This is a genomic window from Hugenholtzia roseola DSM 9546 (assembly GCF_000422585.1).
GTDB classification, from domain to species: domain Bacteria; phylum Bacteroidota; class Bacteroidia; order Cytophagales; family Bernardetiaceae; genus Hugenholtzia; species Hugenholtzia roseola.
Map to the genome: position 1 here is coordinate 75,252 of NZ_AUGI01000025.1, position 23,766 is coordinate 99,017.

At 43.2% G+C, this 23,766-nt stretch carries 16 protein-coding genes; 6 read left to right on the top strand and 10 right to left on the bottom strand.

All coding sequences use genetic code 11. The annotated features are described in order from the left end of the window. Positions 1-82: 82 nt before the first annotated feature. Both G500_RS0100325 and G500_RS0100330 read left to right on the top strand, forming a co-directional pair. Complete coding sequence (locus G500_RS0100325) at positions 83-310, top strand: hypothetical protein (protein WP_027001153.1); 228 nt, start codon at positions 83-85, stop codon at positions 308-310. A 369-nt stretch (positions 311-679) separates the two neighbouring features. Continuing rightward, positions 680-2,290: a carbon-nitrogen hydrolase family protein gene (locus G500_RS0100330; RefSeq protein ID WP_027001154.1), complete on the top strand. Its 1,611-nt coding sequence runs from the start codon at positions 680-682 to the stop codon at positions 2,288-2,290. A gap of 125 nt (positions 2,291-2,415) precedes the next feature. On the opposite strand, the gene G500_RS21770 is transcribed toward G500_RS0100330, so the two are convergent. The 6 genes from G500_RS21770 to G500_RS21780 form a co-directional block, all read right to left on the bottom strand. Further along, positions 2,416-2,964, bottom strand: coding sequence for an OmpH/Skp family outer membrane protein (locus G500_RS21770; protein WP_035755799.1), 549 nt, complete (start codon positions 2,962-2,964; stop codon positions 2,416-2,418). A 95-nt stretch (positions 2,965-3,059) separates the two neighbouring features. After that, positions 3,060-3,677: an OmpH/Skp family outer membrane protein gene (locus G500_RS21775; RefSeq protein WP_051203177.1), complete on the bottom strand. Its 618-nt coding sequence runs from the start codon at positions 3,675-3,677 to the stop codon at positions 3,060-3,062. A 113-nt stretch (positions 3,678-3,790) separates the two neighbouring features. Further along, positions 3,791-5,209, bottom strand: coding sequence for a dihydrolipoamide acetyltransferase family protein (locus G500_RS0100345; protein WP_027001155.1), 1,419 nt, complete (start codon positions 5,207-5,209; stop codon positions 3,791-3,793). Positions 5,210-5,776: 567 nt separating this feature from the next. After that, entirely contained in the window at positions 5,777-9,550 is a 3,774-nt protein-coding gene (locus tag G500_RS0100360) for an nSTAND1 domain-containing NTPase (protein ID WP_027001157.1), read from the bottom strand. Positions 9,551-9,829: 279 nt separating this feature from the next. After that, positions 9,830-10,936 carry a tetratricopeptide repeat protein gene (locus G500_RS0100365; protein ID WP_027001158.1) on the bottom strand — a complete coding sequence of 369 codons (1,107 nt, stop codon included), beginning with the start codon at positions 10,934-10,936 and terminating at the stop codon, positions 9,830-9,832. A 26-nt stretch (positions 10,937-10,962) separates the two neighbouring features. Continuing rightward, on the bottom strand, positions 10,963-11,598 hold the full coding sequence (locus tag G500_RS21780) for an RNA polymerase sigma factor (RefSeq protein ID WP_086047763.1): 636 nt from the start codon (positions 11,596-11,598) through the stop codon (positions 10,963-10,965). 354 nt (positions 11,599-11,952) lie between these two features. On the opposite strand from G500_RS21780, the gene G500_RS0100380 reads away from it, so the two are divergent. Continuing rightward, entirely contained in the window at positions 11,953-14,136 is a 2,184-nt protein-coding gene (locus tag G500_RS0100380) for a glutamine synthetase III family protein (RefSeq protein WP_027001159.1), read from the top strand. A 600-nt stretch (positions 14,137-14,736) separates the two neighbouring features. On the opposite strand, the gene G500_RS0100385 is transcribed toward G500_RS0100380, so the two are convergent. The 3 genes from G500_RS0100385 to pheT all read right to left on the bottom strand — a co-directional run bounded on the left by G500_RS0100385 (position 14,737) and on the right by pheT (position 18,788). Further along, positions 14,737-15,375, bottom strand: a complete 639-nt coding sequence (locus G500_RS0100385; RefSeq protein ID WP_027001160.1) for a TerD family protein — start codon at positions 15,373-15,375, stop codon at positions 14,737-14,739. Positions 15,376-15,518: 143 nt separating this feature from the next. Next, on the bottom strand, positions 15,519-16,079 hold the full coding sequence (locus tag G500_RS0100390) for a TerD family protein (protein ID WP_027001161.1): 561 nt from the start codon (positions 16,077-16,079) through the stop codon (positions 15,519-15,521). A 261-nt stretch (positions 16,080-16,340) separates the two neighbouring features. Continuing rightward, positions 16,341-18,788 (bottom strand): phenylalanine--tRNA ligase subunit beta, encoded by a 2,448-nt coding sequence (pheT, locus tag G500_RS0100400; RefSeq protein WP_027001162.1) that lies wholly within the window; start codon positions 18,786-18,788, stop codon positions 16,341-16,343. 112 nt (positions 18,789-18,900) lie between these two features. Here pheT and G500_RS26415 point away from each other — a divergent pair, with 112 nt between their 5' ends. The 3 genes from G500_RS26415 to G500_RS21790 all read left to right on the top strand — a co-directional run bounded on the left by G500_RS26415 (position 18,901) and on the right by G500_RS21790 (position 22,101). Continuing rightward, a complete protein-coding gene (locus G500_RS26415; protein WP_281169302.1) occupies positions 18,901-19,026 on the top strand; it encodes a hypothetical protein in 126 nt (41 codons plus the stop codon). A 342-nt stretch (positions 19,027-19,368) separates the two neighbouring features. Beyond that, complete coding sequence (locus tag G500_RS24640) at positions 19,369-21,027, top strand: sensor histidine kinase (RefSeq protein WP_154656954.1); 1,659 nt, start codon at positions 19,369-19,371, stop codon at positions 21,025-21,027. A gap of 102 nt (positions 21,028-21,129) precedes the next feature. Beyond that, a complete protein-coding gene (locus G500_RS21790) occupies positions 21,130-22,101 on the top strand; it encodes a phosphoribosylaminoimidazolesuccinocarboxamide synthase (protein ID WP_035755803.1) in 972 nt (323 codons plus the stop codon). Between the two features lie 94 nt (positions 22,102-22,195). Here G500_RS21790 and G500_RS0100420 read toward each other — a convergent pair whose 3' ends face one another. Beyond that, on the bottom strand, positions 22,196-23,638 hold the full coding sequence (locus G500_RS0100420) for an aldehyde dehydrogenase (protein WP_027001163.1): 1,443 nt from the start codon (positions 23,636-23,638) through the stop codon (positions 22,196-22,198). Positions 23,639-23,766 lie beyond the last annotated feature (128 nt).

Consider the following 23,766-nt stretch of genomic DNA (forward strand, 5'->3'; position numbering starts at 1 on the left):
GATAATTTTTAGAATTTAGCACCACTACCCCTAACGGGTCTTGCTCTACCCATAGCGTTGTTTTTATTTTTCTTTCGGCATCATGACACTCAAAAAAGTTGCTTCTATCCTTTTCTGGATTTTTGTTTGGGCTGCTTCGGGCTTTGTATTATACAAAAATATCACGACAAAAGTCTATAACTTTCGCAGCCTGCATTACACCTTCGAGCAAGAGCCTTTTCACTTTCTCTTTTTTGTAGGCATTACGGCTTTCTTTTTCTTAGGCGCAAGTCTGGTTTTATACACTACTTTTTTTGGTAGTAAAAAATAGGGGTGAGAAATTATCTTTACTTTTGTCTTCTCTCAAATTGCTGCCCAACTGCCCCATTGAAGGGCAGTAGTGTTAAGTTCTGTATAAAGCCTTGTTTTGTCAAATTTGATACAAAATAAAATCTGGACTAAATTCCATTTGTGGGTCTAAAAATCCTTTTTTATTTCAATCGCACTGCGGACAAGGCAGTGCCTTGTCCCTACATTTGAATCTGATTTTTAGAATTTAACATGACTGCATTGAAGGGTCTAAATCTGATATAACACGAGGGGAAAAACGCCTTTCATTTGCCTTTTTGCCTCAAAATCAGTATCTTTGTGTGAAAGCCTTGTGTATAAGGATTTTTTAAACAATTATTTGATACCCTTTATGGATAACTACCTAACCGAAGAAGACGAATTTTTAGAAAAAGATGCTGCCCCCTCTTCTAATAGCGAATCCGAACAGCATCTCATCAAACTTCGCAATATCACCCACCAAGACATCGAGAGTTTGATAGAAATTTCCCGCTTGGTGTATCGCCCCACAGGGGAATCTTGGAGCAGACAAGCCATAGAAAAACTATTAGACGTATTCCCCGAAGGGCAGCTTTGTATCGAAGACAAAGGCGAAGTAGTAGCCTTTGCTTTGGCTATTATCGTCAATTATGAAAAAATAGGCGACAATCATACCTACGCCGAAATCCTCGACGACAATAAATTTTCTACTCACGACCCCGAAAATGGCGAAATCTTATACGGACTCGAAGTCTGCGTACACCCCGATTATCGCGATTTGAGATTGGGGCGGCGTTTGTATGATGTCAGAAAAGAACTGTGCGAAAATCTCAACCTGCGCGGCATGATTGCAGGCGGTAGAATGCCCAATTACAGCAAATATTCCGACGAACTTTCTGCCCGACAGTACATCGAAAAGGTGCGCCAAAAGGAAATCTACGACCCCGTCTTGACCTTCCAACTTAGTAATGGCTTTCACGTCAAGAAAGTTTTGCGCAACTACCTGCCCGAAGATAGCGAATCTGAATCCTATGCGACCCTGCTCAAATGGGACAATATTTATTACGAAGACAAACCCAAACTTGTCAATCAGCAAAAAGAGGTCATTCGCATTGGCGTAGTACAATGGCAGATGCGAAATGTGAAATCATTGGAATCTTTTTTTGAAAATGTAGAGTTTTTTGTAGATGCCCTTAGTTCCTATCGTTCCGACTTTGTGCTATTTCCCGAATTTTTCAATGTACCGCTCATGGCAGGCTTCAATGAAGAAGACATCGCCAAAGCCATTCGCCACTTAGCCGAGTACACCGAAGAGGTGCGCGATAAGTTGGTAGAATATGCCGTTTCCTATAATGTCAATATCATAGGCGGCAGTTTGCCCCTCTACGAAGGCGGTAGGCTCTACAACGTTTCCTACCTTTGCAGGCGCGACGGCACTTGGGACGTGCAGTACAAAATCCATATCACTCCCAGCGAAGTGCAAGACTACGGCATGGTAGGAGGCGATAAAGTCAAAGTCTTTGAAACCGATGTCGCCAAAATTGGTATTCTGATTTGTTATGATGTAGAATTTCCCGAACTCTCGCGCCTATTGGCAGAAGAGGGCATGCAAATCCTTTTTGTCCCCTTTTCTACCGACATGCAAAACGGCTACATGCGCGTCCGCGTCTGTGCGCAGGCAAGGGCAGTAGAAAATGAATGTTACGTTGCCATTGCAGGGAGCGTAGGCAATTTGCCAAAAGTGCGAAACATGGACGTGCAGTTTGCCCAATCTGCCGTTTTCTCGCCCTCCGACTATTCCTTCCCCAACAACGCCATCATCGCCGAAGCCACTCCCAATACCGAAATGACCATGATTGCTGATGTCAATCTCGACCTTTTAAAGGAACTGCATAGCCATGGCAGCGTGCGCAATCTCAAAGACCGCCGCCTCGATATCTACTCTTTGAAGTGGAAAAAGAAAGGCTTGATGAGCAAAAAGTAAGCGCGAAATTTAGTATAAAAAGCAAAATAAGCAATGCAAAAAACCCGAAGCCTTTTCTAAAAAATGCTTCGGGTCTTTTTTTCGGGCTATCAAACACGAAATAAAACGTAGTCAGGAAGTAAAACTTAGTTGCCTGCCTCTTCTTTGGGAGGCTCTACGCCCAACTTCTTCAATACCAAAGGCGTAATATCGATGCCTTCGGCAGCATAAAGGATATTGGGGTTGTTTGTGCCATCAAAAGCATTGAGAACCAGCGTATATTGGTTTTCTTTCGCTACTTCGTTGATAGCATCTTGGATTTTTCCGAAAAGCGGTTCTAAAAGGGCGCGTTCTTTTTCAGCCAAATCATTTTGGAATTGCTGCTGCATGTCGGTAAAACTCTGTTGTAACTGTCGCAATTCGTTTTCTTTTTGCTGATTGACCACAGGCGGATTTTGGGCGCGTGTTTTTTCGTACTCTTCGTATTTGGTTTGAAATTCTTTTTGTTTGGCGGCTAATTGTCCGTCTAAAACTTTGTTGTAGGATTCTAATTCACTTTGCTTGACCTTAAACTCAGGCATCAAGACCAAAATCTGCGTCGCGCTGGTGTAGCCAATTTTGAGTGTATTTTGTGCATTTGCACCAAAAACAAATAAGGTAGCCGCTAAAAAGGCTAAAAAGAGAGTTTTTTTCATTGTATTCAAATGTTAATGAAAATGGTTTTAAAGGGTGTTTAAATGAAATATGGAAACTTGAAAATCCGAAAAGAAAATCCGAAAATTGGGGCTTCTTAGCCCTTAGTTCCTTCTTTGGTAGCCTGCTTGGTATCCTCGCCGCTGCTGCTTTTTACCTTTTCAATTTTAATGCCTAATTCGTCTAAGACAAAATCGGTAAAATCGTAAGTGGTATCGTGATAGAGCATGTGAAAATCGCTGGCTTTGTCAAAAATGAAATGCAATTTTTTTTGTACTGCCACAATGCGCACCGCCTCCATCACACGCGCTTGCAAAGGCTCGACAAGCTGTCGCCTTTTCTGAAAAAAAGCTCCTTCGAAGCCAAAAATCTGCTCACGGAAGGCTAAAACCGCCTCCGTTTGGCTGCGCAAAGTAGCCTCGCGCTCTTGCTGCATAGACTTAGAAAGCAAAACGCGCTCGGCTTCAAGCCCTAATCGCGCCTCTAATAGGTCGCTTTCTTTTTGCTTCAATTCCTTTTCCCAAAGTTGGCGTTGCGTTTCCAAATCTTTGAGTGCCGCTTGATATTCAGGCATCAGAGCCAAAATCTTTTGGGTATCCACATAACCGAATCGCTGCGCCTTTGCCTGCGAAAAAAAGCCCCAAAAGCCAAAAAAGGCAAAGAGCAAAAGGGCAGTTGGATTGAGTTTGGGAAGTTGTCCCTTCGAAAATCGCATAATGATATTGAAAAGGTGAAAATAAAAAACACCACATCGGGCTTCATGCGCCCCATTTCAAGACCCTAAGTGTTATGACAAGGCTTAGGGTCTTGTCGTGGAAAAGAATACTTTTATAGGCTACGACTTACATCAAATTTTTCTAAATAGTCTGCCACGCGGCGCACAAATCTGCCCCCCAAAGCACCATCTACAATTCTATGGTCGTAAGAGTGCGAAAGGTACATCATGTGGCGAATCCCTATCATATCGCCGTGTTCGGTTTCTACCACAGCTGGCTTTTTGATAATTGCACCCAAAGAAAGAATGGCTACCTGCGGCTGCATGATGATAGGCGTTCCCAGCATATTGCCAAAAGAGCCGATATTGGAAACGGTGTAAGTGCCTTCGCTCAAATCGTCGGGTGAGAGTTTATTGATGCGAGCGCGTTCTGCCAAATCATTGACCTTTTTTGCCAAACCGATAAGGTTGTAATGATTGGCATTTTTAATCACAGGCACGATAAGATTGTCGTTAGGGAGGGCAACTGCCATGCCCACGTTGATGTCCTTTTTAAGAATTATCGTATCGCCATCTAAGGAGCAGTTAATTTTGGGGAAGTCTTGAATTGCCTTTGCTACCGCCTCGATAAAGATAGGCGTAAAAGTAAGGGCTACGCCTTCGCGTTCTTGCGCTACGCGCTTCCACTTATTGCGCCAATTTACGATATTGGTAACGTCGGCTTCTACAAAAGAGGTTACGTGTGGAGAGATGCGCTTCGAGTCGACCATGCGCTGGGCAATCATCTTGCGCATTCTATCCATTTGGATAATTTCTACATTGCCCCCATACGATTTAGCAGGCTTGACGGCTTCCAAAGGTGCGTCGCTTTTGCTTGGTGCAGGTGCTACGCGCTCCTCTACCACTGCCGCAATCGTTTCCGCTTTGGCAATTTGAGCCGTTTCGGTTTTGAGCGGTTCTGCGGCTTTGCCGTTGGTAGTGGGGGCGGCTTTTCTATTTTTGAGATAGGCAAAGATGTCGTGTTTGGTTACGCGCCCTTCTGCGCCTGTGCCTGCAATTTGCTCTAATTCTGCCATAGAAATTCCCTCTTGGCGGGCAATATTGAGAACTAAGGGCGAATAGAAGCGTCCTGTTTCGGTTTTAGCAACCAGCGGCGATTCGATAAGTTCCTGCGCCTGCGCTGCCAAAGGAGCTACCTCTTGCCTTTCCTGATGCGTTTCTTGGTGTGCCTCTTGGGGCTTTTCTTGGCTTTGTGCCTGCCCATTTTCAGCCACTTTTGCAGTAGCGGTGGCTTCTGTTTCGATGACGGCGATAGGATTTCCGATTTGCACCACTTCCCCCTCTTGTGCCAAAATCTCTACCAAAATGCCAGAATGAGTAGCGGGAACTTCGGTATCTACCTTGTCAGTAGCTACTTCCAAGACCGATTCGTCTTGTTCTATCTTGTCGCCCACTTTTTTGAGCCAAGTGATGATAGTCCCTTCCATGACGCTTTCGCCCATTTTGGGCATAACCATTTCTATGCGAGCCATATTGGATAAGTTGTTTTAGGAGTTGTGGTGTGAAAAATTAGGGTCTTTTGTGTTCTTTTTGCAAAGAAAGACAAAAAAGAGGTGCAAAGAAGTCGGCTTGCTGCTTTTTTTTCACCGTAAGGCGATTTGGCATAGGTAGGATAGGGATAAAGGTTTTAAAAAACGCCTTCTATCTTTTCATGAGCGGCAAGTCAGCGCATTGGAACACAGCCACAAAAAGATGATGCGAAAGACAACCTTTGCGTTGCATCAAGCTACGCTTTTACGCTATTTTTTCTCTTTTTTTGCTTCAAAAAGTCAAAAAAGAGATTTCAAGCAGCCCCCATGCTCCCGAAAGGTGCGTAAAACGACGTAGGGAAGTGCCAAGCAAACACTTTCACCTTCAAAGCCTTTCTGACACGTACAGCAAGATTGCACAAAGCTAATAAAATTCTTCGATTTTTTGAAAATTTCGCTTTCTAAGTCCAAAAAATGTAAGTCTGTGGGCTATGATTCAGATAGGAAAATGCCTTTTTCACACAAAAAGGATACAAAAAGATAAAAAATAAAAAGATGCAAAGGCAGCGTTTAATCGTCATTTTTAGGACGCTGAATCTCACCACGAATAAAATACGCCCAGTCGCGCGAAGAAAGCAATTTATTTTGTGTTGCGTTCTTAATTTTTTCATACAACCAATATACGTCTGTGGAATAGACGTTCATCTGAAAGGCATCACCTGTGAGTAGATAGTCGTTTTCGGTGGCAAACCCAACTTGAAAGACATAGTGTCCTTCCTGCTGGATAACAACAGGCACAAGGCGTTCTAATTCATTGGCACGCACATTTTTAAGGTTTCGCAACATGATGCTTTGGTCTAAACTTGCCGTAGCAAGCCAATCGCCCGTTGCATTGAAGGCGATTTTCGATACAATTCCTTGATGGTGGCGTGTGAAAAATTGTGGGTTTAATTGCTTGGCATTGCTGCTATAAGGGCGCGTAAGGGTAAAGACCTCGCCTATGGTAGTGCCTGCCACTAACCAGTTTCTGATTTTATTGAAAGCCAGAGCCGAAATAGGGCTTTTGCTCACCTCCTTCAAAAGAAGTTCGGGCTGCTTGCTTTTGCCCAAGTCGTAAAAATAAAGGCTACCGCGTTTTGTTCCGATAAAAAGGCGTGTTTCCTGTTCCGAAGGTTGAGCTACGGCAATGGCTGTGGGTTTGTCGGGTGCAGGCACTTCAAGGAATTGGCTTTGTGAAGTATTCAAATCATAAAGCACAATTTTTCCATCTTCTAAAAGCAAAACGGCAAGGGCATTTTTCTCATTCTCTATCAAATTAAGTTCGAGGGGAACTGCACTTAGCGTGGCTATTTTTTCTACTTTTTTAGTCTTTTTGTCATCAGCCTGCGGATTAAGGCGAAAAAGTGTTGTTTCGCTTGCTGCCCATAAAAACGTTCCCAATCTATTGAAGATAAGCGATTTGAGGTATTCATTTTTACCCAAACTAAACTGCGCCTTTTTTCGCAAATAAGGATAGTCCGATTCCTGCTCTACCACGTCAGCAATTTCGATTTTTCCCTCTGCCGTCAGGTGTGCTACCTGCCTATATATCGGATTGACTGCCAGATGGCGCACCTCGCCTTTTGCCAAAAGGTCGTTTCCAAAGCGCGAAAAGGCACGCAAGAGGGCTTCTAAGGTTTCGGGCGAATACTGTTTGGTAAAGAAATTTCCTAAAAGCGAAAACCTTTGCGGATTGAAGGCTTCCTCCGTCAGGTCGGCGGAAGTGAGGGCTAAAAGTGCTTGCAGGGTATCGAAACTCTGCTGGTTTAAAGACTGCGAAGCCAATTCTTTGGCGTTGAAAAAATAAAGGTGGTGTTGCGAAACTTGTGTAGAAGTGTTGGCAGCATTGAGGGCAATGTTGGCAGCCATCTGTGCGCGTTTTTCTTTGGACAAAGATTGCTCTAATTCCTTTCCTTTTTCTATGGCAATGCGCTCATTTTTACGGGCAATGTTTCCCTGCTGAATTGCCCTTTGTTCGGAGGCGGTCGCGTCGGCGATTGCCTTTTTGAGCTTTTCCTCATTTTCGGTGAGCTGGGTGATATTTTTTTTCAAGACCTGCTCCTGCTCTTTTACCTTCGAGAGGGCAAATTCTACCTTCGACTTTTCCTTTGAAAGTTCCTTAGAAGTGCTATCTTTCTGCTGCATCGTGATTTCGAGGCTCTCACGCGCATCTTCGGCAATCCCTCTAAGGTATTGCGCCCAAATGCCAAAGCCTGCAATCAGGGCTACCACCGCAACGCCTGCCCAACGCAAGGCAGCGATAACGCGCTTGCGCTTTTTGCGCTGCTGACGGCTTGCCTCTATCAAAAGTTTTTCTTTCTGATTCCAAAGGCGCATACCATTTGCCCCCCTTTCTACTAAGGTAAGGTCGGTTTCGTCGAGAGTCGCTGTGGGGTCTGCCTCAAATTCGATGACCCTATTTTCTAAGATACGAAAAGCACGCTGCCCTGCACGGTCGGAATTTTTAAATTCGTTCTGAATCAGGGGTGCAAGGGTATCGTGTGCCAAACCCGTTAGGGTAGGCGTAACGCTTGAAAGAAGGTAGAGTTCGCTCAATTTGCCCAAAAGCGGCTCTAACACTTTTTGCTGATGGCTATACCTTTGTTGCAATTCCTTGCGCTCCCTTACGTCGGCAGTTCCCAAGGCAGTTGTATGGAAATTGAGTATATCCAAGACCAAACCCGTTTGCTCTACTTCGGCGTTCCATTCGCGCACCAAATTCATCTGTTGATTAAAAAAATCATCTAACAAGATGCCGCCCCTTTTGAGTTTTTGGTACAATTCGATGGTAAAATGCGGACGCGCGTCGTTGATGTCGGAAGCCTGATGCCACATCTTGGTAAGCAAAATTTGCAGTACAGGCGCAATGGCAGAGCTTTGGTCTTCTAAAAGGTCGTCGGCGATAATTTCAGGCAGCATCGGCTCTACTTCCAGATGGTACTTTTCGCGCGTTCTGCGCCCTAAGGTTAGCCCCGATACAATTTCTACAATGTTTTCCCTTTTGAGGTGTTCCAAAAAATAGCGCGTTGTGGGCAGATGCCGCTCCTCTATGTTGCGCTCAATTTCGGCATGAAATTCCTTGCGATAGCTTAGAATGAGCTTTCCTTTGGGAGCTTGGTCGCGCAAGAGAAAAATCGAACTCAATAAATCGAGGAAATCACGCCACTCCGTACCCAAAAAGCTATTGGGTTTGGTAAAGACTTCCTCCACTTGGTCTATGACCACTACCAAAGGTTTGCCGCTCTTTTGCTCGATGGCTTTCCACGCCGAAGAAATCGTGCTGGTGTCCTGTTGTAGGGCTTTTTCCTCGCCTACCAACGCCGTTTGTAGCGTCTTGCTAAGTCCGATAGCCCCATTCCGACGCGCATAACAGACCTCGTGATAAAGGCGCAGACGCGGCACTAAGCCCGCATCTAAAAGAGATGATTTGCCTGCCCCCGATTGTCCGTAAAAAAGGAGCAAGTCGTTGTTGTCTGTATTGGCAATTTTTAGGTACAAATCGCGAATGACCTCGCCACGCCCAAAAAAGATAGGGGCTTCTTTTTCTGTAAAATAGCGCAACGAAATAAAGGGTTGATTGGGCAGATGAAACTGGTGAGCAGGCAGTTCGGGCAAGCCAAAAAGCGGATTTTTGTTTGCCTTTGCCAAAGACCAAGCCGCCTGCCTTTCTATGCCCTGACTTTCATAAAGTTGCCAAGGAATCTTGTCGCTCTTATCTTTGATGATGCTACTCTTTCGGATAAGGGCGCGATGCGATTCGGGTTCTTTTTCAAAATCTCCTACTTTGGTCTTGATAAAATTTTCGGCAGTGCGGTAGCTACTTTCTATATCCTCGCCTACGGTCAAGGCACTATAAAATTGAAATGAAAAGTCTGCCGCTACGGTGTCTTCTATCGCCTGCGAAGTAGCAATGACGGCAGGAATATTTTTTTCTATCAGCGATTGCGCCTGCAATTTGGTGCAGCAACCATTGAGAAAGACCAAATGCAGACTATCTTGGCTCGCCAAAAAAGCATCTAAACCCTGCGTATGTGCGCTGCCGCCACGCATGAGTAGCTCGAAATCGCCTGCATGTCCGCCATAGTGAAAAATCGCAATTCTGTTTCTATACAAAGGGTCTTGAAAGACCTCGAAGATGTCTTCCACACTCGCATTGGGGCGTTCGACAAATTCACAAATTCCTGCCTGCTGCGCTCGATAGACAATCCTTCGAATCGCATTTTGTTCCTCGTCCAAACTACGCAAGTCGTATTTTGGATTCGAAAAAGCCAAAAAAATAACAGGAATTACTTTTGTACTCGCCATAAAAGTTGAAACTGCATCAAAACCCTGCGCAAAATAGTCATTTTAAGATTATTTTGCAAATGAAGGCTTTTTTTTGTTTTTAGGATTTTTTGTGGCAGAAATAAAGTCAGGCACTTATTCCTACCGAAATTCGGGCAGCACTTCCTGCTTTGGTGGGTACTGCTTCCAACTTGCGCCTCTTTTTGGGTCTGAAAGTTCTTTTTTATTTCAATCCAACTTCGGACAAGACAATGCCTTGTCCCTGCATTTGTATCTAATTTTTAGAACCTACAAATGCACCTACAAATCGTTGAGTTTTTGCTGTGCCTTCGCCGCAAAACTGCCTTTCTTTCTGACAAGGTCTTGCAAAATTTCACGTGCCTGCTCTTTTTTAGCCAATTCTACATAGGCAAGAGCCAAATAATAGCGGCTTTCCTCCACGCGCGAGGCTTCGAGTTCCGCCTTTTGCGTTAGAAGTTGCTCGAAAAGGGTAGCGGCGCGGCTATGGTTTTTGTTGAGCAAATGCGCATGGGCGGCATGAAAGAGTAGCTCGGCGTTTTTTGGATTTTTGGTTAGAAAAAAGTCAAAAAGTTGGCTGGCAGCCCCAAATTCACCCCTTTGATAAAATTGGTAGGCTTGTGTGAGGGTGAATTTTTCGGGATTTTTCAGGACAGTTTTGTCGCCTGATGTGTCCTTTTGGTCTGTGCTTTTTTCTTTCTTTTTTTCGATAGTAAAATCGTCTGTTTCTATGACCGTAGGCGTTTGGGTAGCCTCTCTTTGTGCTTGCTGTGCTTGCTGTGCAGCCCTTTGTGCTTGGTCGATTTCAGATTTGTTTGGCTCTGCCTGTGCGATAGATTGCTGCTCTTGTTGTGGCTTTTCTGGCAGATTTGGATTTTGGTCTTGATTTTGGTTCTGATTTTCGTTTTCTCTTGCCGCTTCTTGCGTTTGGGCAGGTGCGTCTGCAAGTAGGGGGGCTTCTTGGGCTTGCGTGCTTTGTTTGAGGGCAGTAGCCGCATTTTGCTGCTCGGCTTTATAGACAATGCCCTGCATCTGCCAATAAATAAGCCCTACAAATCCGACCAAAAACAAGCCTGCGGCAGCCACAGACCCCAATCGAAGCCAATTACTAAGGGTTGGGAGTCCGTCGCCGAAACCGCGCTCACGGTTGTATTTGTCGATGTCCTGCGCCAATTTCTTTGCAATTTCAGTAGGGTCTAAAGCCTTATTTTGCTGATAGCCCTCTAAGGCTTCGGTAGCGAAGGAGCAGTTGATGAGCTGCTTTTCCACCTGATGGGCTTCTTTTTCGGAAAGTTTCCCTTCGAGGTATTTTTTGAGCTGCTTAGGCGAAACACTATCGGTATTTTCAATGATTTGACGATAAGCCGAAGGGGTAAATTTGCGATTCATGTGAAAAACAGTTTAGAGAGGTAGGTTTAAAAAAATAGCCATAGACAGATGACGCTGCCCGAAACGCACAAAATGCCTAATAGCTTTTTGATGTTGCGCCGTCCGTTTTGGATATAGCTCTTTACTTCGCCCAGCGAAAAGCCTGTTTGAGCGGCTACCTCTTGGTAGCTCTTTTCTTCCAAATAGAATAACACCAAACAAAGGCGTTGGTTTTCTTTCAAATGCGTTAGAGCCTCCTCTATGTTGTGAATTTGAGTTTGCGGTGCGTCAGGGTCGGCTTCATCAGAGAGATGCCAATTTGTCTGACTTTCCATATCTGCATATACGTCATTTTTCAGATTTTCGGTTCGTTTGAAGTCCCTTTCTTTTTGCCGAAGATACATCAGACAAAAATTTTGGGTGAGCCGATGCAGCCAAGGGGCAAAGTTCTGTATTTCAAAACGTTTTAAGTCGGTAAGAAGTTTTTCGAAAATGAGCATCACCGCATCACGGCTCTCCTCTTCATCTTTGAGATACTTCATACAGACCCCAAAGACCAAGTGAGTATAACGATTGAAAAGCTCTCCCACATGGCGATTGTCGCTCGTCTGTTTGTATAATTCGACGAGTTCTAAGTCGCTTTTCGGTTCGTTTTGGGCAGAAAAGAGTTTTAAAAATTTCATCGTCAGGCAAAAAGGATAGGTTGGAGGCGGCAAAAATAAGGCACTTCTTTTGGCAAAGGGCAAAGATAGAGATTTTGAGCCAATCTATACCCAACTCTTTTCCCAATCTGTGTCGAATCTGTGTCAAATCTATACCAAATCTGTGCGCCCAGCACTTTGGCTCACAACTGCACAAGCGATTCAACCCTTCGCAATATCTGTCAAGAATTTGTAGGGAAAGGGAACTCCTATTTTTACGTTTTTGTGAATACCCCTTCTTTTTTGAGGGTATATTTGGAAATTGATGATACTTTTTCTAACTTTGCCCCTGTATATTGAAGCCTTTTCACCCAAAAACCATCAAAATTCTTCTATATGGCTATTCTTCGTTTTCGCGCTATCGAGGCTGCACAAAACCGCCACGAACAAACCGTAACGCCGCCTGCTTCCAAGATTTCCGACTACTTCGGGGTCAATGTTTTTGATAGAAAGACCATGAAAGCCTATCTTTCGCCGAGTAGTTTTAAAAAGTTGGAGGCAGCCATTGAAAAAGGTGAAAAAATAGACGGCTCACTTGCCGATACCGTAGCCTCCGCCATGAAAAGTTGGGCAATAGAGCGCGGTGCGACACACTTTACACACTGGTTTCACCCTTTGCGCGGCAGCACCGCTGAAAAACACGACTCTTTTTTCCGCTTAGATAGCGAAGGCAGAGCCATAGAAGAATTTAAAGGCACAACCTTAGTGCAGCAAGAACCCGATGCCTCGTCTTTCCCCAACGGCGGGATTCGCAACACCTTCGAGGCACGCGGATACAGTGCTTGGGACCCCTCCTCGCCTGCTTTTTTGGTAGAAAGTGGCGGCGGCAAAACGCTTTGTATTCCTTCTATTTTTGTCGCTTACACAGGCGAAGCTTTAGATACAAAAGCTCCGCTGCTAAAATCTTTGGAACTATTGAGCAAGTCGGCTTCGGCAGTTTGTCGTTTTTTCGATAAAAACGTAACGAAAGTAACCGCCACTTTGGGCATAGAACAAGAATTTTTCCTCATCGATAAAGCCCTCTACATGGCGCGTCCCGATTTGATGCTTTCAGGCAGAACCCTTTTCGGACATAGCCCTGCACGCGGACAGCAACTCGAAGACCATTACTTCGGCTCGATTCCTGCACGTATCAAAGCCTTTATGCAAGACTTTGAAATTGAGGCACTTAAATTGGGTATTCCCATCACGACCCACCACAACGAAGTTGCGCCTGCTCAATTTGAATGCGCCCCCGTTTTCGAGGAAGTCAATGTAGCGATAGACCACAATATGCTGCTGATGGACACCATGAGCCGCGTAGCGGATAGGCACAATTTTAGGGTACTTTTTCACGAAAAACCCTTTCAAGGAGTCAATGGAAGCGGCAAACACAATAACTGGTCTATGCAGACCAACACAGGCAAAAACCTGCTTTCGCCTACCAACAAACCCAAAGACAACCTACAATTTCTCGCCTTTTTTGTCAATACCATCAAAGCCGTTCATGTCTATTCCGACCTATTGCGGGCAAGTATCGCCTCTGACGCAAATGAGTATCGCTTGGGCGCAAATGAAGCTCCGCCTGCCATTATTTCGGTCTTTATCGGCGAACAGCTCACGCGCGTTTTGGAGGAATTAGAAAATAATGCGACCGTACAAATTGGCAAAGGCGACAATATGTACATGAAGTTGGGCATCGATAAAATTCCACCTATCCTTTTAGACAACACCGACCGCAACCGCACCTCGCCTTTTGCCTTTACAGGTAACAAGTTCGAATTTAGAGCCGTTGGTTCGTCTGCCAATTCAGCCCTTCCAATGACGACGCTCAATACGATTGTCGCCAATCAGCTTCAAGTCTTTCACACCGAAGTAGAAGCAGCCGTAGAAAAAGGCGAAAAGTTGGAATTAGCCATTATCAATATCCTGCGCCGCTACATTACGGAAAGCAAAGCCATTCGCTTCGAAGGCAATAATTACAGCGAAGAATGGAAACAAGAAGCCCAAAAACGCGGACTTTCCAATTATCGTAGCACCTATGACGCATTGCAAGCCGCCATGAGCGAACACTGCAAGGAGGTTTTTGTAAAAAATGGCATCTTTACAGAAGTGGAAATGGAGGCACGCCATGAAATCCAACTCGAAAAATACGCCCAGCAAATCCAAATCGAGTCGCGACTTTTGGGCGACCTTGCCATGAATAATATCGTACCTTCGGCAATCGCCTACCAGCAAAGACTTTTGGAAACTATCAGCCAGATGCGCCAAATCGGTTTGGAAAGCGAAACCGAAGTAATGGTCGATACCGTCCGCCGTATTGCCAAGCATGTAACTTTGATAACGCACAAAGTCAAGGCAATGATTAACGCCCGAAAAGATGCCAATGCGCTCGATGTGGCGGAATCGGCGAAGGCTTATAGCCAAATCATCAAGCCTTATTTTGACGAAATTCGTTATAGCATCGATAAGTTGGAACTTCTGATAGATGACGAACTTTGGAAGATGCCCAAATATCGTGAATTGCTATTTATTAGATAGTTTTTTAGCATAAAAAGCCTGCAAAGTTTTAAAATCGTATCGATAAACAAACCCTAAGTGTCTGGCGTTGTTACAACGATAAAAGCCTTAAATGCACCCCACCCCAAACCCCTCCCCCAAAGGGAGGGGCTTTGATATGGTATCATTTTTTTATGCGAGCATAAAAAAATGATTTGGTTTTCGAACCCTCCCCTATGGGGGGAGGGCAGGGCAGTAATGTTAAGTTCTGTAAAAAGCCTTATTTTGTCAAAGTTTTGTCAAATTTGACACGAAATAAAATTTGGACTGACCCCTATTTTTGGGTCTGAAAATCCTTTTTTATTTCAATCTCACTGCGGACAAGGCAGTGCCTTGTCCCTACATTTGCATTTGATTTTTAGAATTTAACATCACTGGAGGGCAGGGTGGGGGTTCAGGTGATTTGCGCGAAGCACAAAACCCCGTTTTTTGACTTTCTGACCGTTGTAACAGACCCTAAGTGTCTTGAAGAAACTTAGGGTCTGTTTTTTAAATACAGCATTTTATTTCAACCCAAATTCGGACAATACAGCATCTTACCCTGCAAAGTAGCGCGAAGCATAATGCCTTGTCCTGCGTTGTTTAGTCTAAAAAGTGCGCCTCAATTTTTTGCAAGGTTTCCGAAATGTTGGGGGCGCGTAGCGGTTCGCCAAGTGCCTTAAAGTCCCATTTTCCGTTTTCTTTGCGCCACATCTTTCCCATGAGCATGGCAGTATGTCCGCCAAAAGCCGCTTCCGCCGACAAATTGAAGGTAGCCAAGACCTGCCTTATATCTTGCGGCGTTCCTTCGTAGATTCTAATTTTAGAGTAGGGAATGTCGGCAAAATCCTGCCCCAAATAAGAGTTGATGAAAAAGACCATTTTGGCTACCTGCATGGAAAGTTTAGACAATGAAATTTCTATCACTTCATTATCGTAGTCATCTTCTACACTATCGCCACTTCTATCGTCGCCACTGTGTCGGATAGCCCCGTCGCTGGAAGTGAGATTTTTAAAATAAATCGTTTCCAAATAGCGATTATTGCCATCATAAAGGGCAACGCTGCCATCTAAATCTACCGATTCGTCGGAGGAAAGCAAGCCAAAAAAGCTCTTTTTCTTGATTTTGCCCCAATTGATGCCAATACAAATATTTTGCAGCGCACTGCCCTCTTTTTCCAAAGAGATGCGGCTTCCTTTGGAAAGATTGATGCCCGTTTTTTTGTTTAGCGAAATGCTCATAGTAAAGAGATTAAAAAGTGAGAAGTAAAGTTTGTGAATAGCTTTGGAGCAGGGACTTTTTCTATGCAAATGCCTGATTTTCAATGGCTTACCAAGATTCTGCCCTCTGTTTAAGCTGGCTCACAAACGCAACAAAAGACCTACTACGCATATTTATCCACAAAACCTTGTAAGCCGTTCTGATTGCCAATGCCAAGGGCAGTAAAGTGCCAATCCTGATTTTGTAGGGTCAGTTTGCCAAATTCCATGTCGGTGTATTGCGTAAAATCTTGGTCTAAATCATAGCGCAAAATCTCGCGGTTGTTTTCCACATCTACAATGCGGATATAGGCATTTTGAAGCAAGCCAAAATGGTGGCGGCGGGCTTGCGCCTCGTGTATGGTAACGACAAAAAGAATTTCGCTCACTTGGGGACTCACTAAGGCAAGATTTGCCAAAATCATTTCGTCGTCGCCCTCGTCATCGCCTGTGCGATTATCGCCTGTGTGTTGCACCGAACCGTCGGGCGATTTGAGATTGTTGTAAAAAACGAAAAACTCGTCCGCAGGCAGTTTGCCCGAACTACCCAACATAAACACAGAAACGTCTAAATCCATCTTTGCCTGTGAGGACATTTCCCAACCCAAACCGACCAAAATTTTTTTGAGCGCGGGTTCGCTTTTAGAAAGATTAAAAGAGTTGCCTTTTTTCAAAGAAATTGCCATTTTGATAGTAAAATTAAAAAATAAACAATTAAGGTTTAGACTTTTGTTTGTATTTCAATTCAGAAACAGAAGCCTGCACCGCTTTAAAAGTACGAAAAAAATTTTGAAAAGATACCCGAAAAGGAAAAAAACAGGGAAAGAATAGAGAAAAATTTGTTTTTTTCCCAACCTTGTTACCACGTTCAGAAAGTCAATCTAATTAGAAAAATCCTTAGCTTTACTAATTTTTTGAAGATTAGTAAAGCTAAGTAGTTAAAAAGTCTATTTTCTAATTAAAGCATCTGCTTCTTTTTCAAAAGCAAGCATTAACTTGTTCATTGTTTTTTCTATGGTTTGCTCGTCTAAGGTTTTGTCTTGGTCTTGGAGAATGAAGCGAAGGGCGTATGCTTTTTTATCGGCATCGATGCGCTCCCCTTCATAGACATCAAAGACACCAACCTCTTGCAAAAGTTTTCGTTCAGTGCGCTTGGCAATATTCTCTAAGGTCTGAAACGAAATATTTTTAGCAACAACCAAAGAAAGGTCGCGACGCACCGAAGGGAAACGCGAAATTTCTTGATACGTTTTCTTTTCGTTGTGATTTTTGATGAGCCATTCCCAATTTAGGTCGGCATAAAAAACATCAACATTTAAGTCTGCTAATTTACAGACCTTTCTTTTAACTAATCCCAATCGCACAATAGGCTCAAAGTCGTCTTTGCCCTTGCGTTTGCCCAACTCCAAACCGTATTGAAAATAAAGGTCGTCTGTTAGGGTTCTTTGTTCTAAACCTTTGATATTCAGTAGGTTTAAAATTTTAGAAGCAAGCTCTCCCAAATCATAAAAGTCTGCTTTTTTCGCTTTTTCACGCCAAGACTCCACGCCTTTATTGCCCGATAGCCAAATTGCCAAGCGTTCTGCTTCTACATATTTGTTTTTTCCTTCGGGCGCAGTGTGTTTTTGGTAGAATTTTCCAAATTCAAAGGCTGCTATATCTTGCACCCCTCGATTTTGATTGCGTTTGATGCTTTCCAAGCCACCAAAAAGCAAATCTTGTCGCATTACATCTAAATCTTCACTTAGATAATTCAGAATAACAACGTCTTTTGAATCTATTTGCAGGGCTTTGCTATATTTGGAGCTGGTTAGCGAATTGTTCATCATTTCACTCAAACCTGCCCCCACTAAAAGTTGGCTCACCTGCTGACGCAATAAATGTGCATCTGGTTTGGCAAAGGCAGCAACAAAATCAGTGCGCGGTGTTTGAGAAAATGCAATATTATTTAAACCATAGACACGCAAAACCTCCTCAGCAATATCAGCAGGCTGCAATACATCTACGCGATAAGGCGGTACGGATACTTTAAAATCTGTGTCGGTTTTTTCTATGACCTCAATTTCAAGGCTTTCTAAAATATCAAAAATGAGTTCTTTTTCCAAACTATTTCCGATAATCTTATCCAAATAATCATACCTAACAGAAAAGACGGCATTTTCTATTTTTTGCGGATAGAAATCTGTAATTTCGGAGCTAATCTTACCCGAAGCAATTTCTTCAATCAACAAAGCGGCATATTTGAGCGGATATAAAACATTGTTGATATCTGCACCACGCGAAAAACGGAAAGAAGCATCTGTAAATAAATCGTGATGCTTGGCACTACGGCGAATATAGGTAGGATTGAAATAAGCACTTTCTAAAAAGATGCGCGTTGTGCTTTCGGTTACGCCCGAATCAAACCCTCCAAAAATACCGCCTAAACAAAGTGGCTTTTGGTTGCCGTCGCAAATCATCAAATCGGTATCGCTAAGTTTGCGCTCAACTTCGTCTAAGGTCTTGAAAGTTGTATCTTTTGGGAGAGTCGTTACAATGATTTTATTGCCTGCAATTTTATCAGCATCAAAAGCGTGCAGCGGCTGTCCGAAGGCGTGCAGCACATAGTTGGTAATATCCACTACGTTATTGATAGGGCGCACGCCAATCGCTTGTAGTGCCTGTTTGAGCCAATCGGGAGAGGGCGCAACCTTAACTTCTGTAAGTGTAAGTCCTGCGTAACGCGGTGCGGCTTCTGAATTTTTTACTTCTATTTCTATTTTAAAATCTGTATTTTTAGGCTTGAAACTTTCTACCGAAGGGCGGCAAAGTTCTCTTTTCAAACGCGCCTTCAAATCGCGTGCTACGCCATAGTGTGAGGCGGCATCAATTCTATTGGGCGTTAGTCCGATAGTGAAAACGGTATCGCTTTCCACTTCTAAAACGGTAGCGGCAGGGCTGCCATTGGGCGCGTCTGTCTGCAAAACCATAATTCCTTCGTGCGAATGTCCCAAACCGATTTCATCTTCGGCGCAAATCATACCTTCGGACACTGCCCCTCTGATTTTCCCTTTTTTAATTTTCAAAGGCTCGCCCTCTGTTGGATAAAGCGTTGCGCCTACGGTTGCGACAATGACTTTCTGCCCTGCCGCTACATTGGGCGCACCACAAACGATAGAGAGCGGATTTTCTGCTCCTATATCTACTGTTGTAAGTTTGAGTTTGTCAGCGTCGGGGTGCTTTTCACAAGTCAGAACCTGCCCTACCACCAATCCTTCCAAACCACCTTTTACCGTTTCATAGGTTTCTATCGCCTCTACTTCTAAGCCTAATTCGGTAAGATAAGCCTCTAATTCTTGTGGCGTTTTATCTGATAGGGCTATATATTTTTGGAGCCATTTTAAGGAAATATTCATAAAAAGAATGTTGCAATTTTCAAAGGGTTAGTGAAAAACAAAAGGCAGAGCTTTTCGAAGCAGCAAGAAATTGGCAACTCCTAAGCGGCTTTACTTTTGCGCCTTCAAAACTATGAATTTTTTAGCAAATCACAAAAGTTTGGCTAAGTTTGGCTTAGAAGGCTATGGCGCACTGGGTTGTAAGTTTCGCCTTTTTCGGCTGTTTTTGGTCTATGTAAGAAAAAGCAGAGAAGTTTAAAAAAATAGGCACAAATGCGAAAAATTGTCCGCTTAAACGTTTCCAACTACTAAAAAGTTTCCTTCCTACGCCTATTTTTTGCTTTCAGCGCGTCTTTTTTTATTAGAATCCGTACCTTAGCTATATTAAAGTCGTGTGAAATTGAAAAATTGTGTTCGGAAACACCCGCAGGGGAGAAGTTTTTGCGAGGTGCAAAATCTCACAGCAGCAAAATCTTAACAAAAAAGTGCAAGATGCGCCTTTCAAACGCCCGCTACCAACTGCCTTTTCAGATTATCGCGTTCAAATTATCTCTTTCAAATTATCATCAATTATTATTCATTGAACTTTTCTTTTAATCTTATGAATACTTCTAATAAGAAACCTAACATAAAGACAGAAAGACGGTTTGAGTCAGATTTGCCTCAAAATTATACACAAATTCAAACAGAAATAGAAGACCTACTGGCAGCAAAAGCAGAATGTCATCAATGTCAGGCGATTCATTACACACAGATTTTGATGGAAAAAAACGCACTCATGGAAGCGATTGTAGAAAATAGCAATGATATGATGTTGGCTGTGGATAAAAATTTTACGCTTTTATTAGTAAATAAATCATACCAAAACTATTTTTACGAAAACTATCATATTCAAGTAGAGGTAGGAAAAAACTTATTTTCCTTTTCACATCAAAATAGCCGCTCTGCCTATTGGCGACCCTACTATGAACGCGCCCTACAAGGTGAAGTTTTTAGTTTGATAGATAAAGTAATAGACAAAAATGGCTACCTACAAACCTTTGAAGTGCGTTTTAATCCTATTTTGATGGCGCAAAATGGCACACAAGAAGTCGCAGGGGTTTCTGTTGTGATTCGCGACCTAAGCGAGCTAATTGCTCAACAAAGGCAGTTAGCAGATAATCAGAATTTATTAACTTCTATTAGTCAGAATATTAGAGAAGGGATTTATAGAAGTAGTCCCAAATTTGGAGTCTATTATGCCAATCAAACCTTTTTAGAGATGTTTGGCTACGATTCTTTGGAAGATTTGCGCAAAAATTCGGCAAGCGGACTTTATTTCCTGCCCGAAGAGCGCGAGCGTATCGTTAAGAAGTTAGTAGAAAATACCATCTTTACCAACGTAGAAGTGCATTTTCGTAGGAAAGACGGCTCTCACTTCTGGGGCGAATTGAGCGGCATGACGAGCAAGGACACCGAAGGCAATATTTGGTTTGATGGCGCAATTCGCGACATCACAGAGCGTAAGAAATCGGAAGAAATCTTACATCTTCAAAATGAAGAACTTAGGAAAGTAAATCAAGAATTAGATAGATTTGTATATAGTGCTTCTCACGATTTGCGTGCGCCGCTGATGTCTATTTTGGGCATTTTGGAACTTATCCGTTTGGATAGCGATTTGAGTGCAAAACCCAATGAGCGGGCATATTTGGAGATGATTGAAAAAAGTGTCAAAAAATTAGACCACCTTACGCGCGAAATTACGCACTATTCACGCAATACACGCTTAGAAATCAGGATAGAACGCTTTTGCCTTGTCAAACTGATAGGAGAAGTTTTTGAAGAATTAGCCTATCTGCCTCAAAGCCCATTTATAGAAAAAAGCGTAGAAATAGTAGATGCACCACAGGCAGCGGACTTCTGGGTTTGTAGTGATAGCAACCGTTTGCACAAAATATTAGTCAATCTTATTTCTAATGCCATTCATTATCACGACCTAAACAAAGAAAAACCTTACATCAAGATTCGCCTTCAAAAAACAACGCAGAGTTTCCTTATCGAAATTCAAGACAACGGGCGCGGCATCGAGCCTGCCTTACAACAACAAGTTTTTGAAATGTTTTATCGCGCCTCACAAGATAGTCAGGGGTCAGGCTTGGGTTTGTATATCGTAAAAGAAACAATAGAAAAATTAAAAGGAAAAATTACGCTTCAATCTGATATAAACATAGGCGCAACTTTCACGTTGGAGCTTCCACAAATGCCGCTGCTTGGCGATTAAAATGAAAAAATGCGGCAGACTTGGGTAAGAATTGAAACGCACAGGCAGCCTTTGTTTTTCAAATAAAGCTATCTTTGCAGCCAAAACCATACTGCTCAAAACATGACACCCACTCCTGCTGCTACCGTCAATCAGACCCATTTTCAAATTGCGGGTCAGACGAATTTCTATCGCGGAAAAGTACGCGAAGTATATTATTTTGGCAATCAATTAGCTCTTATTGCTTCCGACCGCATTTCGGCTTTTGATGTCATTTTACCACGCACGATTCCACATAAAGGTCAGATTTTAAACCAAATAGCGGTCTATTTTCTCAAAAATACAGCTGATATTGTACCGAATTGGCTCGAAAAACAGATTCACCCACAGGTGAGTGTTGGAAAGGCTGCCCAACCGCTTCCGATTGAAGTAGTGGTGCGCGGCTATTTGGCAGGGCATGCTTGGCGTACCTACGCCAGCGGCAAGCGCGAACTTTGTGGCGAAACCCTACCCGAAGGCTTGAAGCAAAACGACAAACTGCCTACGCCTATCATCACGCCCAGCACCAAAGCACAGGAAGGACACGACGAGGACATCTCAAAAGCCGAAATTTTGGCGCAGGGTTTGGTCAGTCCCCAAGATTATGCACAGATAGAAAAATACGCCCTCGCCCTTTTTGAAAGAGGCAGCCAGATGGCAGCAGAGCGCGGACTTATCTTAGTAGATACCAAATATGAATTTGGAAAATACCAAGATGAAGCAGGAAATAGTCAGATTATTTTAATAGATGAGGTGCATACCCCCGACTCGTCGCGCTATTTTTATGCAGAAGGGTACGAACAAAGACAAGAAAAAGGAGAAAAACAAAAACAATTATCAAAAGAATTTGTGCGTGAATGGCTCATAGAAAATGGCTTTCAGGGAAGGGCAGGCGAAAGTGTTCCCCCTATGACTGATGCCATTGTCCTGCATATTTCCCAACGCTACCAAGAACTTTATGAACAGGTAGTAGGCGAAAAATTTGTGCCTGCCGCAGGTGAAAATCTTTTGTTGGATATAGAAACCGCCTTGCGAAGCTATTTTGAGCAAAAATAAAAGAGCTTAGGGCTAATAGCTTTATTGTTACACTATTAGCCCTAAAATTTTATGTTTAAGATTTATACTTAAAATTTGTGTTTAAAATTTGTGTTTAAAGTTTGATACAGACATTTTGTGTTTCTGTGAAAAAGTGTAACGCTTCGAAACCACCTTCGCGCCCAACCCCAGAAGCCTTCATGCCCCCAAAAGGCGTTCGCAAATCGCGCAAAAGCCAACAATTTACCCAAACGATACCTGTTTGAAAGGCGGCAGCCAAGCGGTGCGCTCGCTTCAAATCGTTTGTCCAAAGCGTAGTAGCCAGACCGTAATCGGTGCTATTGGCATAAGTCAAGACCTGCTGCTCACTTTCAAAAGGCGTAAGGGTAACGACCAAGCCGAAAATTTCCTCCTGATTTGTTCTACAAAAGGGACTTAAATTTTCTATAATAGTAGGTTCTAAAAAGAAACCATCTTGACAATCGCCCTCCATTTGCAGCCTTTTTCCACCAAAAATTATCTTTCCGCCCTCTCCTTTTGCCAATTCTATATAAGACAGCACTTTTTTCAGGTGCGCTTCTGATACCACAGCCCCGATTTGTGTTTCGGCATCAAGCGGATTGCCTACTTTCCATTTTTTTAATCCTTCAATAAAACGCTCTTTAAACGTTTCATAAATAGACTTTTCTACAAAAATACGCGAGCCACACAAACAAATTTGCCCCTGATTGAGGAAAGCCGCTCGCAAACTATTTTCTACCGCCTCTTCCAAATCGCAATCTGCAAAGATGACATTTGCATTTTTACCCCCCAATTCCAAAGAAAGTTTTTTAAACAAAGGCGCGGCATGCGTCGCAATTCTTTTGCCCGTTGCCGTTCCACCTGTAAAAGAGATGGCTTTTACTTTTGAATGTTTAATTAAAGGCTCACCTACTTTTTCACCTAAACCATGCACAATATTCAAAACCCCCTTAGGAAGTCCTACTTCTACACAGATTTGAGAAAAAAGAAAGGCAGTATAAGGTGTAATTTCCGAAGGTTTGCCCACTACCGTACAGCCTGCCGCCAATGCAGGCGCAATTTTCCACGTAAATAAATACAGGGGCAAATTCCATGGCGAAATGCACGCCACTACCCCCACAGGATGACGCAGGGTGTAATTCAGGGCAGTAGGTTCGGTATAATGCGCCTGTTGCTGGTCGTGCAAAATGGCAGTGGCGAAAAAGCGTAAATTTTCTATAGCTCGCGGAATGTCCATTTTTCGTGCCAAAGCAAGCGGTTTGCCTGTGTCCAGACTTTCAGCAAGTGCAAATTTTTCTAAATTTTCTTCTATCTTATCGGCTATTTTCAGCAAAAAATCAGAACGAAACTTTGTAGTAGCTCTCGACCAAAGCGGAAAAGCCGACTCCGCTGCCAGCACCGCCATTTCTATATCTCTTTTGTCTGAATCGGCATAGGAAGCAAATGATTTGCCCGAAGCGGGATTGATTGACTGCCAATAATTGGCACTTAGGGGCGGCACCAAAGCACCATCAATGTAATTTTGTATAGTTGCCATGCTTGGAAAAGTAGTTGGGAAAATAGAAAATTAAGAACGATTTTTAACTTACTTGTTTTGTATTCAAAAACTATCTTGCTCAAAATTGGCGTTGCGGTAAAATCTCCAACTCCCTTTTCTTGCAGCCG

Bases quoted from the DNA above. Each gene is read 5' to 3' on its own strand.
- G500_RS0100325 (WP_027001153.1), top strand. From the start codon at position 83: ATGACACTCAAAAAAGTTGCTTCTATCCTTTTCTGGATTTTTGTTTGG.
- G500_RS0100330 (WP_027001154.1), top strand. From the start codon at position 680: ATGGATAACTACCTAACCGAAGAAGACGAATTTTTAGAAAAAGATGCT.
- G500_RS21770 (WP_035755799.1), bottom strand. From the start codon at position 2,964: ATGAAAAAAACTCTCTTTTTAGCCTTTTTAGCGGCTACCTTATTTGTT.
- G500_RS21775 (WP_051203177.1), bottom strand. From the start codon at position 3,677: ATGCGATTTTCGAAGGGACAACTTCCCAAACTCAATCCAACTGCCCTT.
- G500_RS0100345 (WP_027001155.1), bottom strand. From the start codon at position 5,209: ATGGCTCGCATAGAAATGGTTATGCCCAAAATGGGCGAAAGCGTCATG.
- G500_RS0100360 (WP_027001157.1), bottom strand. From the start codon at position 9,550: ATGGCGAGTACAAAAGTAATTCCTGTTATTTTTTTGGCTTTTTCGAAT.
- G500_RS0100365 (WP_027001158.1), bottom strand. From the start codon at position 10,936: ATGAATCGCAAATTTACCCCTTCGGCTTATCGTCAAATCATTGAAAAT.
- G500_RS21780 (WP_086047763.1), bottom strand. From the start codon at position 11,598: ATGAAATTTTTAAAACTCTTTTCTGCCCAAAACGAACCGAAAAGCGAC.
- G500_RS0100380 (WP_027001159.1), top strand. From the start codon at position 11,953: ATGGCTATTCTTCGTTTTCGCGCTATCGAGGCTGCACAAAACCGCCAC.
- G500_RS0100385 (WP_027001160.1), bottom strand. From the start codon at position 15,375: ATGAGCATTTCGCTAAACAAAAAAACGGGCATCAATCTTTCCAAAGGA.
- G500_RS0100390 (WP_027001161.1), bottom strand. From the start codon at position 16,079: ATGGCAATTTCTTTGAAAAAAGGCAACTCTTTTAATCTTTCTAAAAGC.
- pheT (WP_027001162.1), bottom strand. From the start codon at position 18,788: ATGAATATTTCCTTAAAATGGCTCCAAAAATATATAGCCCTATCAGAT.
- G500_RS26415 (WP_281169302.1), top strand. From the start codon at position 18,901: ATGAATTTTTTAGCAAATCACAAAAGTTTGGCTAAGTTTGGCTTAGAA.
- G500_RS24640 (WP_154656954.1), top strand. From the start codon at position 19,369: ATGAATACTTCTAATAAGAAACCTAACATAAAGACAGAAAGACGGTTT.
- G500_RS21790 (WP_035755803.1), top strand. From the start codon at position 21,130: ATGACACCCACTCCTGCTGCTACCGTCAATCAGACCCATTTTCAAATT.
- G500_RS0100420 (WP_027001163.1), bottom strand. From the start codon at position 23,638: ATGGCAACTATACAAAATTACATTGATGGTGCTTTGGTGCCGCCCCTA.